Below are 12928 nucleotides of genomic sequence, written 5' to 3'. Positions count from 1 at the left end.
ATGGCGGGATCGGCGGTTCGCGAAAGTACCTGATCGCCAGCTGTGACCAGAGCCTGAAGCGCATGGGCCTGGACTATGTCGACATCTTCTATTCGCACCGGGTGGACCCCACCACGCCGCTGGAAGAGACCATGGGCGCGCTGGCCCAGCTGCACCGCCAGGGCAAGGCTCTGTACGTGGGCATCTCGTCCTACTCACCCGAGCTGACCCGGCAGGCCCACGCCATCCTCAAGGCCGAGGGCGTCCCGCTGCTGATCCACCAGCCGTCCTATTCGATGCTGAACCGCTGGATTGAAGAGGAGCTCCTCGGTGAACTCGAAACCCTCGGCGTCGGCTGCATCGCCTTCTCGCCGCTGGCCCAGGGCCTGCTGACTGGCAAGTACCTGAACGGCGTGCCGGAGGACTCTCGGGCGTCGAAGGAAGGCTCCTTCGGCGGACACCTGCTCACCGCCGACAATATCGAGCGGATCCGGGCCCTGGATGCCATCGCCCGGGCTCGCGGCCAGACCCTGGCCCAGCTCGCCCTGGCCTGGGTACTGCGCGATCCGCGGGTCACCTCGGCCCTGATCGGGGCTCGCACCGTAGCGCAGCTGGAAGACTCCCTTGCCGCGCTCGACAATCTCGACTTCACCGCCGAGGAACTGGCCCGGATCGATCTCCACGCCGCCGAAGGCAACATCGACCTGTGGAAAGTCTCCTCGACCCTGTAGGCGTCACAATCACGCTGGCCCGATTGCGACCAGATACGTCTTCAGGACTTGCCCCTCAGCTTTTGTTACCTAAGATTGCAGCATGGATCAGGGGGTGAGCCAGACCGCCGGAACATCAAGCGGCCTCGATCGGCTCACCGAACGGGAGCGCGAGTGCCTTCGGCTGGTCGATCGTCACCTCAGCTCAAAGGAAATTGCCCGCGAACTGGGGCTCTCCAAGCACACGGTCGACTGGCACCTGGACAAGGCCCGCAAACGTCTCGGGGCCGCCGATCGCTATGCGGCGGCGCGCCTGGCCTTCAACCGCGACACGCCCCCCTCCGATGCCCCCCCTCCGATCGGATCAGGGTCCGATCCGGCCCGGCTGGGCGAGCCGTCGTCCCTGAGCTCCACTGGCATCCGTCAGGAAGGAGCTTCACATGACCCCACTCGATCCGCACCAGAAGGACGCCCTGATCCGGGCGACCTATCTGCAGGAGGATATCCGGCGCTTTCAGAACGACTGGCCGCCCCTCAATTCGATCCACGACATGGCGCCGCCCTTCAGCTGGAGCCAGTTGACCCGGCAGCTTTCGAGCCTCTCGGCGACCCGTGCCAACGCCGCCATGGTGCCCGATCTGATCAACGCCACCCGCAAGCAGGCATCCTTCAAACCGCCCGAGATGGTCCTGCGGGAGATCCTGAGCATCGCCTGCGCCGTGATGGACGAAAGCTTCCCCTCGGATCAGTCTCCGGCCGGTGGGAACTCCCCAGGCTCGGAGGAGGTGCCAATCCTCTGAACAGTCTGCAGCGGCTCGTTTTCATCGCCGCCGTCATGATCGTCACCGCCCTCGCCTTTGGATCCATTCTGGCCGGCCTGCACGCTCTGGAAGCGATGTTCCAACCGGTCTGAGTCCGCCTCCGCTTCGAGCCACCCACCGCCACGTCATCCCTGAAAAATGCGCCGGCTCCGTTCCGGCGCAAGGAGATCACCCATGCTCAAGCAACGCCGTCTGGCCGCCGATGCTGTGGCCAAAGCCCTGTTCGATGCCGAAAAGGCGATCGATGCCGCCATTGCCAGCACGGCCAATCTGGCCGGGCTGATGCCGGTTTCCCGGCAGGACGCCAATCTCTCGGCCCTGGTCGGCCAGGACGCCCTGATGTCTGCCATCCAGACCATGCAGGCGCTTGGCCACGCTCGGGGGAACATCGTCGATACACACCGACATCTCTCGCTGACCCAGCGCGACATCGGCCTGTCGGCCGTGACCTTCTTCGGCGGCGGCGGCGACAAGCCACCGACGCCTGGCATCGTCGGGCATCTTGCGGCAGTGGAGCGCGACGTCGCCTGATCCCAATGCCCCACCGCAGCACGGCGTGGTGGGGCGTTGGCTTTTCCCCCTGATCAGGCCACCCTGCGGGGGATGATTTTCCATTCGCTCTATCAGTGGGCCAGCTTCCTGGCCCTGGTCGTCTCCGTGGCGGCCGGCCTCTGGTTCGGGCGCTGGCCGGAGCGCACGGGCGCCGTGGCGATGCTGGCCGCATGGCTCGCGACCGCCCTGTCCCTGAACGGCACCCAGCTCTGGGGCCCCCAGTGGAGCGTCATGGCGGTAGACGTCCTGCTACTGGCCGTGCTGCTGTTTATCGCCCTGCGCTCGGACCGGTGGTGGCCCATGTGGGCGAGCGGTTTCCACGGCCTCAGCGTGGTGCTGCATCTGGCGGTCATCGCGGACCCGAAGATCTGGGCCAGGGCCTATTTCGTGGCCGGCAATGCCTTCAGCTATCTGGTGATGGCCGCCCTGCTGGTCGGGGCGCTGGGCCGCCGCCGTCCCACACCGACTGACGCCGCGTCATAGAAGACAGCGCCTGGATTTTCTGATCCGATCGAGGAAAATCAGGGAGAAACACCATGGGTGAAGCCTATATCGTCGCCGCTGCGCGAACCGCCGGTGGCCGCAAGGGTGGACGTCTTTCGGGCTGGCATCCGGCAGATCTCGGCGGTGCCGTGCTGGACGCCCTCGTGGCCCGCAGCGGTGCCGATCCCGCCCTGATCGAAGATGTCATCATGGGCTGTGTCGGCCAGGCCGGTGAGCAGTCCGTCAACATCGCCCGCAACGCCGTCCTGGCCTCGGGCCTGCCCGAGAGCGTTCCGGCCACCTCGGTCGACCGCCAGTGCGGCTCGTCGCAGCAGGCCCTGCACTTCGCCGCTGCCACCGTCATGTCCGGTGCCATGGACGTGGTGATCGCCGCCGGCGTGGAGAGCATGAGCCGGGTCCCGATGGGCCTGCCCTCGACCCTGCCCTACAAGAACGGCTTCGGCAGCTATATGAGCCCGAAGATCCAGGCCCGGTATCCGAACATCCAGTTCAGCCAGTTCGCCGGCGCCGAGATGATCGCCAAGAAGTACGATCTCAGCCGCGAGGCGCTGGATGCCTTTGCCCTGGCCAGCCACCAGCGCGCCATTGCTGCAACCCGGGGCGGCCGCTTTGACGCCGAGATCATTCCCCTCGACATCACCCTGGCCGACGGGACGGCCGACCGCCACACGACCGACGAAGGCATCCGCTACGAGGCGACCCTGGAGTCGATCGGCGGGGTCAAGCTGCTGCAGGAAGACGGCCGCCTGACCGCCGCCACCTCCAGCCAGATCTGCGACGGTGCCGCCGGCGTCATGGTCGTCAACGAGCGGGGCCTCAAGGCGCTCGGCGTCGAGCCGCTGGCCCGGATCCACCACATGACGGTCATCGGCCACGACCCGGTGATCATGCTGGAAGCCCCGATCCCCGCCACCCAAAAGGCCCTGCAGCGGGCCGGGCTGAAGATCGACGACATCGACCTCTACGAGGTCAATGAGGCCTTCGCCTCGGTGCCGACCGCCTGGCTGCAGGTCCTGGGGGCCGATCCCGATCGCCTGAACGTCAACGGCGGGGCCATCGCGCTGGGCCACCCGCTCGGCGGCTCGGGTGCCAAGCTGATGACGACCCTGGTCCATGCCCTGCGGGCGTCGGGCGGCCGCTACGGCCTGCAGACCATGTGCGAGGGCGGCGGCCTGGCCAATGTGACGATCATCGAGCGGCTCTAGGCCCGCGATGATCACCCTCTATCACTGTCGGGATGCGCGCTCCTTCAGGCCCCTCTGGGCCCTGGAGGAGCTGGGCCTTCCCTATGAGCTGAAGCTGCTGCCCTTCCCGCCGCGCTTCCTGGCGCGCGAGTTCCTGGCCGAGAACCCGCTGGGCACCATTCCGCTGCTCGTCGACGGCGACACGCGGATGACCGAGTCCGCAGCCATGATCGAATATCTGTCGATGCGACACGGCGGCGGCCGCCTGTCGGTGTTGCCGGACGATGCGGCCTACGGGGCCTATCTGAACGGTCTCCACTTCGGCGAGGCAACCCTGACCTTCCCGCAGACCCTGGTCCTGCGCTATTCGCGGCTCGAACCTGAGGAACGCCGCAACCCGCAAGTCGCCCAGGACTATGCCCGCTGGTTCCTGGCCAGGCTCAAGGGCCTCGACCAGATCCTGCAGGTCCGGGACCATGCGGCCGGATCCGGCTTTACCGGCGCGGACATCTCGATCGCCTATGCCCTGCTGCTGGCGACGTCCCTGGGCCTTGCAGCCGACTTCCCGCCCGCTGTCTCGGCCTACTGGGCCCGGATGCAGGCGCGACCGGGCTTCCAGCGTGCAGTGGCTGCCCAGGCCGAAGGCCCGGCCTCCCTCTAGGGGCCCGCCCATATCGTCTTACGATCATTTAACTGAAGAACCTGCGGTTTGTCGGCTAGAAGCCCGGAACAGCTTTCTGGGACGACGAGAACCATGGTGCATCACGGGATCAAGGGGCGCACCTTGCGTTCAGGCGCGCTTCTGGCGTTGCTCGGGGTGAGCCTCATCGCGCTGTCGGCCTGTACCGGCGGCGAGAAGGCGGCCAAGGCCGCCAAGGCCAAGCCGGGGACGGCCTCGAGCCAGACCGTCGGCGTAGCCGTCGTCGTGGCCCAGGCGCTCCCGCGCACCATCAATGCCACCGGCACGATCTCGCCGTGGGAAGAGGTTCCGGTCGGGGCCGAGACCGGTGGCCTGACCGCCATCTCGGTCAATGCCGATGAGGGCCAGGCCGTCCAGGCGGGCCAGGTGCTGGTCAAGCTCAATGATACGCTGCTCAGTGCCCAGCTGCGCCAGCAGGAGGCCAGCGTCGCCAGCGCCCGGGCCACCCTGGCCGAGGCCGAAGCGGCCCTGGGCCGCGCCCGCGAGCTGCAGGCCAGGGGCTATCTGTCCCAGGCCTCACTCGAAACCAGCCTCGCCCGCCAGCAGACGGCGAGCGCCCAGCTGGCCGCTGCCGAAGCCGGTCGTGGCGAGACCGCCGCGCGGCTGGCCCAGACCGCTATCCGCGCGCCCGTCAGTGGCCTGATCAGCCGCCGCAGCGTCACCAAGGGCCAGATCGTCAGTACCGGTGCCGAGGTCTTCCGCATCGTGCGTGACAGCCGCCTGGAACTGGACGCTGAAATTCCCGAGACCGACCTGCTGCTCGTCAAGCCGGGCATGCCGGCCACGATCGTCTCCGACCGCGTGGGCCAGGCCACGGGCCGGGTCCGCATCGTCACCTCGGAAGTCAATGCCACCACCCGACTGGGCGTCGCTCGCGTCGCCCTGATCGGTATGGGCGGCTTCCGCCCCGGCATGTTCGCCCGCGCGACCATCGACGCCGGCGACCAGCCCGCCCTGACCGTGCCCAGCGAGGCGGTGCTCTATCGCGAGAACCGGCCGGGCGTGTTCGTCGTCGACGCCGGCAACCGCGTCCACTTCCGCCGGATCGCCATCCTGGCCAGTACGGCTGACAGGATCGCCGCCAACGGCCTGACGGCCGGCGAAAAGGTGGTGGTCGAGGGCGCCGGCTTCCTCGGTGAGGGTGACGTCGTACGCATCGGCAGCGCCGTACCGACGACGACCGCCAAGTCAGCTCGCTAGGGGCGCCGCACCATGGGCAACATCTCCTCCTGGGCGATCAAGAATCCGATCCCGGTCATCCTGCTTTTCCTGCTGCTGACCATCGCAGGGATCGCCGGTTTCCGCAGCATGCGGATCAACAACAATCCGGACGTCGACCTGCCCTTCGTGGTGGTGACGGCCATTCGCCCGGGCTCGGCACCCAGCGAACTCGAGACCCAGGTCACACGTCTGATTGAAGACTCCGTGGCCGGCCTGGGCCAGGTCCGCCACATCAACTCGACCATCACCGACGGTGCCTCCTCGACCTTCATCGAGTTTGAACTGGGCGTCGACCACGAGCGCGTGACCAATGACGTGCGCAACGCGATGTCCGGCCTGCGCAGTGCCCTGCCGCAGGACATGCAGGAGCCCAATGTCACCCGGATCGACATTTCGGGCGACCCGCTGATCACCTATGTCGTCAAGGCCCCGACTCTGACCCCGGAACAGCGCAGCTGGTTTGTCGACCACGACGTCAGCCGCAGTCTTCTCGCAATCAAGGGGGTCGGCGAGGTCAATCGCCGCGGCGGCGTCGACCGCGAAATCGAGGTCGCGCTCGACCCAGACCGGCTGGCGGCCCGGGGCGTGACGGCAGCCCAGGTCAGTCAGGCCCTGGTGTCGTCCAATGCCGACCTGCCCGGTGGCCGGGTGACCATTTCCGGCTCCGAACGGGCCATCCGCACCCTGGGCGCGGCCGGATCGGTCGAGACCCTGCGCGAAACCCGCATCCCGCTGAGCGCCGGTGGCACCGTCCGGCTCGGCGACCTGGGGACCGTCTCGGACCGCTGGGCCGAGCCCCGGTCCCGCGCCCGCTATGACGGCCAGGAAGTGGTGACCTTCAATATGGTCCGCTCGCGCGGCGCCAGCGAGGTCAAGACCGCCGAGAAGGTTCGCAAGGCGGTCGCCAAGCTCGATGCGGCCCATCCCGAGGTCGAGATCGAGGAGATCACCTCGGAAGTGAAATATATCGAGGACAGCTACCTGGCCTCGATGGAAGCCCTGATCGTCGGCGCGATCCTGGCGGTTCTGGTGGTGCTGCTGTTCCTGCGGGACTGGCGCGCCACCCTGCTGGCCGCCGTGGCCATACCGATGTCTCTGCTGCCGACCTTCGCGATCATGGCCCCGCTGAACCAGTCGCTGAACAGCATCACCCTGCTGGCGCTTTCGCTGACCGTCGGCATTCTGGTCGACGACGCCATCGTCGAGATCGAGAACATGGTCCGCCACATGCGGGGCGGCAAGACGCCCTATGCGGCGGCCATGGAGGCGGCCGACGAGATCGGCCTGGCGGTCGTCGCGACGACCTTCACCATTGTGGCGGTGTTCGCTCCGGTCGGCTTCATGCCGGGCATTATCGGCCAGTTCTTCAAGGCTTTTGCCCTGGCGGCCTGCGTCTCGGTGCTGTTCTCGCTGGTGGTGGCCCGACTGCTGACCCCGCTGATGGGGGCCTACATGCTGAAGGCCAATACCCAGCACGAGGACAAGGACCCCTCGTGGATGGGCCCCTATCTGAAGGGCCTGGCCTGGTCGCTGGACAATCGCTGGAAGGTTCTGGCGATGGGCGTGCCGATGATCCTGATCTCGGGGTTCCTGGCCACCAAGCTGCCGTTCGAGTTCTCACCGGCCGCCGACCGGGGCCGCGCCCCGTTCTCGGTGCAGCTGCCGCCCGGCGCGACTCTGGACGAGACCGATGCGATCGTTCAGCGCATGACCCGCGAACTGCGGGCCCGCCCCGAGGTGGTCGGCGTCTATGCTGCGATCGGTGGCAACAATGCCGTCAACACCGCCACCCTCAATGCGGACCTGGTTCCGAAGGGCGAGCGCATGGGCCAGCAGGAATTCAGCCGCCTGATGGTCGACCAGTTCGCCGCCATCCCGGGCGCGCGGATCGGGGCCGGCTCCAACAGCGGCGGCGGCCCCAGCGACGGCACCAGCTTCAAGCTGAGCCTCGTCGGCGACAACGGCCCGCAGCTGGAAGCCGCCGCCCGTGCGGTCGAGGCCCAGATGCGCAGCGTTCCGGGCCTGGCGCACGTGGTCAATACGGCCGCCATCGCCCGCCCGGAGATCGTGGTCACGCCCAAGCCCGACCAGGCGGCACGGGCCGGCGTCTCGGCCGGAACCCTTTCCCAGGCCGTCCGCGTGGCGACCATCGGCGACGTCGACCAGAACCTGCCCAAGTACAATCTCGGTGACCGGCAGGTCCCGATCCGGCTCAAGCTGACCCAGAACGCCCGCGAGGATCTTGCCGTCCTCCAGACCCTGCAGATCCCGACCGCCAACGGACCTGTTCCGCTGAATGCAGTGGCCGATGTGCGGTTCGGGGCAGGCCCCTCGCAGATCAGCCGCCAGGACCGCTCGCGGGTCGCGACGATCACGGCCGAGCTCGACGGCATCGTCGTGGGCGAGGCCAGCCGGCGCGTCCATGACCTGTCCTCGGTCAAGAACCTGCCCCCCGGGGTCAGCGAAGTGGCCGCCGGCGACGTCGAGTTCATCCAGGAAATGGTCGTCGGTTTCGCCGCCGCCCTGATCACCGGCATCCTGCTGATGTATGTGGTTCTGGTGCTGCTGTTCCGCAGCTTTGCCCATCCGATCACGATCATGGTGGCCTTGCCGCTCGCCATCGGCGGGGCCTTCGCCCTGCTGGTGCTGGCCCGGTCCAGCTTCTCGATCTCGACCCTGATCGGCATCCTGATGCTGATGGGGATCGCGGCCAAGAACTCCATCCTGCTGGTCGAGTACGCGATCATGGCGATGAAGGACGGCATGACCAAGCGCGAGGCCATCATGGACGCCGCCCACAAGCGGGCCCGGCCGATCCTGATGACCACGGTGGCAATGGGCGCGGGCATGGCCCCGGTGGCGCTGGGCTTCGGCGCGGATGTCGAGTTCCGGGCCCCGATGGCCATCGCCGTGATCGGGGGCCTGATCACCTCGACCCTGCTGTCCCTGCTCTATGTCCCGGTCGTGTTCATCCTGATGGATGGCCTGAAGACCCGGGCCGAAAGGCGGATGAAGCGGATCTTCGGAGGCCAGGCGCACACGGCCGCACCCCCGACGGCGTCCCTGATCGAGCGATAGGCGACGTGTGGACCGGCTACCCCCGCAGCGCTGCGGCGACCGCGGGGGCCAGCCGCTCGGCGACAATGCGTGCCCCGGCAGCGTTGGGGTGAATGCCGTCGCGTTGCATCAGGCGGGGGACGCCGACCACACCCGTGACGAAGTCCGGATGGAAGGCCACCCCCGTTTCGCGGGCCAGAGCCGGATAGAGGTTGGTGAATTCGCGGGCATAGGATGCGCCGATCAGCGGCGGGGCCCGCAGCCCGGCCAGGACCACGCGGATGCGGCGGGCCTTCAGGCGTTCGATGATCCGGCGCAGATTGGCCTTGGTGCTGGCCGGGTCGGCCCCCTGCAGCAGGTCATTGCCGCCCAGGGCGATCACGCAGACCGTCGTATCGGAAGCGACGCTGAAATCGACCCGTGCCAGTCCGCCGCCGCTGGTGTCACCGGACACACCGGCCCCGCGAACCACCGCCTTGACGCCCAGCCGCTCCAGCGTCGCCTGCAGCTGCGCCGGCAGGGCATCCCGCGCCGGCAGGCCGAGGCCCGCAGTGATCGAATCCCCCAGCACGGTGACCACGGCGGCCCTGGCCGGGGCCGCCCTCGCGGCAAGACCGGAAAAAGATGCGGCCAGACCCATCATAACGGCGCGACGGGCAGGCTGGGGGCGTGTGCTGAGGCTCATGTGTCCCTATCTGGTGTTCAGTCGTGCCAGAATAAGCCCTGATCAAGGAAACTTCATGTCCGCTGAGGCCGCCCCCCTCGTCCTGACGTCCGTAACCCTGACCCTGCCTTCGGCGGCGGGGCCCGTAAACATCCTGCGGGGTGTCGACCTGATGGTAGCGGCCGGCGAGCGGGTGGCGATTATCGGTCCGTCGGGATCGGGCAAGTCGTCGCTGATTTCCGTGGCGGCCGGACTGGAGCGACCGACGTCGGGCACGGTGGCGCTGTTTGGCCAGGACCTGGCCAGACTGGACGAAGACGGCCGCGCCCGCCTGCGCCGGGGCCGCGCAGCGCTGGTCTTCCAGAGTTTCCACCTGTTGCCCAACATGACGGCCGAGGAGAACGTCGCCGCGCCGCTGGAGATCGCCCGGGCGCCCAACGCCCTGCAGACCGCCCGCGACTGGCTGGACAAGGTGGGCCTCGGCAAGCGCCTGACCCACTATCCGCACCAGCTGTCCGGCGGCGAGCAGCAACGCGTCGCCCTGGCCCGGGCCCTGGCCGCCCGTCCCCTGCTGCTGTTCGCCGACGAGCCGACCGGCAATCTCGATTCCCGCAATGCCGGATCGGTCGCCGACCTGATGTTCGACCTCGTCGCCGAGTGCCGCGCCGCCCTTGTCCTGGTCACCCACGATCCGGTTCTGGCCGAGCGCGCCGACCGGATCGTCCGCATGGCCGACGGCAAGGTGGTCGAGGCTGCGGCATGAGCCCGCTATCGTTCCGGCTGGCCGCCCGGGAACTGCGCTCGGGCGTCCGGGGCTTCGGCATCTTCCTGGCCTGCCTGGCGCTCGGCGTCGCTGCCATCGCCTCGGCCAGTTCCACGGCCGAGGCCTTCCGACGCGGCCTGGCCTCACAGTCACGGGAAATCCTGGGCGGCGACCTCGCCGTCTCGATCGAGAACCGCAACTTCACGCCGGCTGAACGCGCCGCCTTTGCCAAGCTCGGCACGGTCTCCTACACGGCCCGCGTCCGCGTGATGGCCCAGGCGCCCTCGGGCGACCGCCGCCTGGTGGACCTGCGCGGAGCCGATGCCAACTATCCGCTGGCCGGGTCCGTCGAACTGGCCGGGGCAAAAAACCTGACCGAGGCCCTCGCCGACCGCGACGGCCTGCCGGGCGCGGCGGTCGAACCGGCCCTGATGGACCGGCTGGGCCTAAAGATCGGTGACCGGTTCGAGGCCGGGCCCCTGACCCTGGTCGTCCGGGCCACCATGCTGCGCCAGCCCGACAGCGTCTCGCGCGGCTTCGTGTTGGGCCCCCGCGTCCTGGTGCGCCGGGAGTTGCTGGATCCCACCGGCCTGCTGCAACCGGGTCTGCCCTCGGACCAGTCGGCGCGGATCGCCATGTCCGCCGGCCGCGACCCCGTCGCCGCCGGCAAGGCTCTCAAGGCCGCCTTCGGCGAGGCCGGCCTGAGCGTGCGCGACCGGTCGGAAGCCGCCCCCGGGGCTCGGCGGCTGATCGATCAGCTGGAATACTTCCTCGGCTTTATCGGCCTGGCCTCGCTGGTCGCCGGCGGCCTCGGAGTCGCAGGCGCGGTCTCGGCCTATCTGGCCACGCGCGAGCCCTCTATCGCGGTGCTCAAGGCCCTTGGGGCCGACGGCGCACTGATCCGCAATGTCTATCTGATCCAGATCGGCCTGCTGGCGACGCTCGGCGTCTTGATCGGCCTGCTGATCGGGGCCGCCGTGCCGCTGCTGATCGGCCAGATCGCCGGCAGCGCCCTGCCGATCCCGGCCCTGTTTGCGATCTATCCCCTGCCGCTGGTCAAGGCCGGTGTCTTCGGCCTTCTGGCTGCGGCGGCCTTTTCCCTGCTCCCGCTGGCCCGGGCCCGGGCCACCCCGCCGTCGGCCCTGTTCCGCCGGGCCCTCGGCGTTCGCGCGCCCTTCGGCCTGGAGACGGTGCTGGCCGGGCTGAGCGGCCTTGGCCTTGCCGCCCTGGCCGTCGCCACGGCCCCGACCCCGGTGGCCGCGGGTATCATGATCGCCGGCGTCATCGTCGCCTTTGCCGCCCTCTGGGGCCTTGGCCTCCTGGCCGCCTGGCTGGCCGGCAAGCTGCGAGGGCTCGCGGGCGGCCCGGTCCGTATCGGACTGGCCAACCTCGCCGGACCGCGCTCGGCCGCGCGCACGGCGACCCCGGCCATCGGCCTGGGCGTCGCCCTGCTGGCCTGTGTGGTGCTGATCCAGTCATCGCTTCTGGCCCAGGTGCGCGATGTGGCCCCCAAGAGCGCCCCGGCCATGGTCTTCACGGAAATCCCCGGCGACCAGGCCATGGCCTTCGATGCCGAGGTCGCCCGCGCCGCCGGTGTCCCCCTGACGCCGGAGACCTGGCTGCGCCTGCCCTTCGCCACCGGCCGGATCGTGGCCCTCAAGGGCCAGCCGGTCGACATCAAGGCCATCAAGCCGTCGGAGCGCTGGGCCTTTGACAATGATGTCAGCCTGACCGTCCTGCCCTCTGCCCCGCAGGAGGGCGAAGTCATTGAGGGGGCCTGGTGGCCCTCCGGCTATGCCGGTCCGCCGCTGGTCGCCCTCGAGGTCGATCTGGCCCAGGGGGCCGGGCTCAAGGCCGGTGACACCCTGACGATCTCGGTGCTCGGCCGGGACCTGGAGGCGAAGGTCGCGGTCCTGCGCAAGGTCGAGTTCGGCGGCTTTGGCCCCAACTTCTCGATTGTCCTGGACCCCAAGAGCCTTGAAGGCGCGGTCCTGCGCAATATCGCCATCGCCCGTTTGGATCGCGCTGCCGAAAGCCGCGTGACCCGCGCGCTGGGCAAGAGCTTTCCGGCCGTGAACGTGATCAGCGTCCGGGAACAGCTTGAGGCCGCAGCCGGTCTCTTCGACCGTCTGGCCCTGGCCATTCGCGGCGCGGCAGGCGTGGCGGGACTGGCCGGTCTGCTGGTTCTGGCGGGGGCCATTGCAGCCGGGGCCCGGGCCCGGGCCCGTGAAGCCGCGACCCTCAAGGTCCTGGGCGGCACCCGCACCCAGATCCTGACGGCCTATCTCGTCGAGTACGGCGCCGTGGGCCTGATTGCCGGAGCGGCCGGTGTCCTGCTCGGTATCGCGGCGGCCTGGCCGGTCGTGGTCCTGGTCTTCAAGGCCAGCTGGAGCATTGACTGGGCTGGTGTGGTGATCCTGCTGGGTGGCGCGGCGGGGCTGTCGGCCCTCGGCGGCCTGCTGGCGGCGGCCCAGGCGCTTTCACAGCGTCCGGCACCCGTGCTGCGCGCGGATTGACCCTGGGGCAAGCTCGACCTTGGCCGACAAAAGGTTAGCCTTGTCGGGTCGATCCTTCGCGCCAACGAACGCGGAACGCGCCTGCGCGTTACGGGACGACACCAGGGAGATGTCCATGCCGAACCTTCGTCACCCCGCCGCCCTGACCCTTCTGGCGCTGTCGGTCCTCGCCGCCTGCAGCCCCGGCGAGTCGCAAACCCCGGCGGTCGGCTACGGGGCCAATCCGGCCCTGCCTGCGCCGACCAAAACGCTGCTGC

General features: G+C 68.8%; 10 protein-coding genes and 2 pseudogenes. 11 read left to right on the top strand and 1 reads right to left on the bottom strand.

Annotated elements, in window-relative coordinates; all coding sequences use genetic code 11:
- The 9 genes and pseudogenes from DBR10_RS17345 to DBR10_RS17310 all read left to right on the top strand — a co-directional run.
- Positions 1 to 710 (top strand): annotated as a pseudogene (locus DBR10_RS17345) (aldo/keto reductase); the annotation flags it as partial.
- 82 nt (positions 711 to 792) lie between these two features.
- Positions 793 to 996 (top strand): annotated as a pseudogene (locus DBR10_RS20300) (helix-turn-helix domain-containing protein); the annotation flags it as partial.
- 133 nt (positions 997 to 1129) lie between these two features.
- The gene (locus DBR10_RS20295; RefSeq protein WP_233243468.1) at positions 1130 to 1489 is read left to right on the top strand and encodes a hypothetical protein; all 360 of its coding nucleotides are present in this window, start codon (positions 1130 to 1132) and stop codon (positions 1487 to 1489) included.
- 195 nt (positions 1490 to 1684) lie between these two features.
- Positions 1685 to 2041: a hypothetical protein gene (locus tag DBR10_RS17335; RefSeq protein WP_108505806.1), complete on the top strand. Its 357-nt coding sequence runs from the start codon at positions 1685 to 1687 to the stop codon at positions 2039 to 2041.
- A gap of 72 nt (positions 2042 to 2113) precedes the next feature.
- Positions 2114 to 2545: a hypothetical protein gene (locus tag DBR10_RS17330; RefSeq protein ID WP_108505805.1), complete on the top strand. Its 432-nt coding sequence runs from the start codon at positions 2114 to 2116 to the stop codon at positions 2543 to 2545.
- Positions 2546 to 2598: 53 nt separating this feature from the next.
- Positions 2599 to 3771 (top strand): acetyl-CoA C-acetyltransferase, encoded by a 1173-nt coding sequence (locus tag DBR10_RS17325; RefSeq protein ID WP_108505804.1) that lies wholly within the window; start codon positions 2599 to 2601, stop codon positions 3769 to 3771.
- A 7-nt stretch (positions 3772 to 3778) separates the two neighbouring features.
- Entirely contained in the window at positions 3779 to 4411 is a 633-nt protein-coding gene (locus DBR10_RS17320) for a glutathione S-transferase family protein (protein ID WP_108505803.1), read from the top strand.
- A gap of 156 nt (positions 4412 to 4567) precedes the next feature.
- On the top strand, positions 4568 to 5650 hold the full coding sequence (locus tag DBR10_RS17315) for an efflux RND transporter periplasmic adaptor subunit (protein ID WP_233243467.1): 1083 nt from the start codon (positions 4568 to 4570) through the stop codon (positions 5648 to 5650).
- Positions 5651 to 5662: 12 nt separating this feature from the next.
- Positions 5663 to 8749 (top strand): efflux RND transporter permease subunit, encoded by a 3087-nt coding sequence (locus tag DBR10_RS17310; protein WP_108556535.1) that lies wholly within the window; start codon positions 5663 to 5665, stop codon positions 8747 to 8749.
- A 16-nt stretch (positions 8750 to 8765) separates the two neighbouring features.
- Here the strand turns inward: DBR10_RS17310 and DBR10_RS17305 are convergent, their stop codons facing one another.
- A complete protein-coding gene (locus DBR10_RS17305) occupies positions 8766 to 9413 on the bottom strand; it encodes an arylesterase (protein WP_108505801.1) in 648 nt (215 codons plus the stop codon).
- A gap of 55 nt (positions 9414 to 9468) precedes the next feature.
- Between DBR10_RS17305 and DBR10_RS17300 the strand changes: the two genes are divergently transcribed.
- Together DBR10_RS17300 and DBR10_RS17295 are read left to right on the top strand one after the other, a co-directional pair.
- Positions 9469 to 10155 (top strand): ABC transporter ATP-binding protein, encoded by a 687-nt coding sequence (locus tag DBR10_RS17300; RefSeq protein ID WP_108505800.1) that lies wholly within the window; start codon positions 9469 to 9471, stop codon positions 10153 to 10155.
- Complete coding sequence (locus DBR10_RS17295) at positions 10152 to 12671, top strand: ABC transporter permease (protein WP_108556534.1); 2520 nt, start codon at positions 10152 to 10154, stop codon at positions 12669 to 12671. Before DBR10_RS17300 ends, DBR10_RS17295 begins: the two co-directional genes overlap by 4 nt.
- The last annotated feature ends 257 nt before the right edge of the window (positions 12672 to 12928 follow it).

The sequence above is a fragment of the Caulobacter sp. HMWF025 genome, assembly GCF_003060965.1.
Taxonomy (GTDB): Bacteria; Pseudomonadota; Alphaproteobacteria; order Caulobacterales; family Caulobacteraceae; genus Caulobacter.
This window is presented reverse-complemented; position numbering and strand designations above follow the sequence as displayed.

Bases quoted from the DNA above. Each gene is read 5' to 3' on its own strand.
- DBR10_RS20295 (WP_233243468.1), top strand. From the start codon at position 1,130: ATGACCCCACTCGATCCGCACCAGAAGGACGCCCTGATCCGGGCGACC.
- DBR10_RS17335 (WP_108505806.1), top strand. From the start codon at position 1,685: ATGCTCAAGCAACGCCGTCTGGCCGCCGATGCTGTGGCCAAAGCCCTG.
- DBR10_RS17330 (WP_108505805.1), top strand. From the start codon at position 2,114: ATGATTTTCCATTCGCTCTATCAGTGGGCCAGCTTCCTGGCCCTGGTC.
- DBR10_RS17325 (WP_108505804.1), top strand. From the start codon at position 2,599: ATGGGTGAAGCCTATATCGTCGCCGCTGCGCGAACCGCCGGTGGCCGC.
- DBR10_RS17320 (WP_108505803.1), top strand. From the start codon at position 3,779: ATGATCACCCTCTATCACTGTCGGGATGCGCGCTCCTTCAGGCCCCTC.
- DBR10_RS17310 (WP_108556535.1), top strand. From the start codon at position 5,663: ATGGGCAACATCTCCTCCTGGGCGATCAAGAATCCGATCCCGGTCATC.
- DBR10_RS17305 (WP_108505801.1), bottom strand. From the start codon at position 9,413: ATGAGCCTCAGCACACGCCCCCAGCCTGCCCGTCGCGCCGTTATGATG.
- DBR10_RS17300 (WP_108505800.1), top strand. From the start codon at position 9,469: ATGTCCGCTGAGGCCGCCCCCCTCGTCCTGACGTCCGTAACCCTGACC.
- DBR10_RS17295 (WP_108556534.1), top strand. From the start codon at position 10,152: ATGAGCCCGCTATCGTTCCGGCTGGCCGCCCGGGAACTGCGCTCGGGC.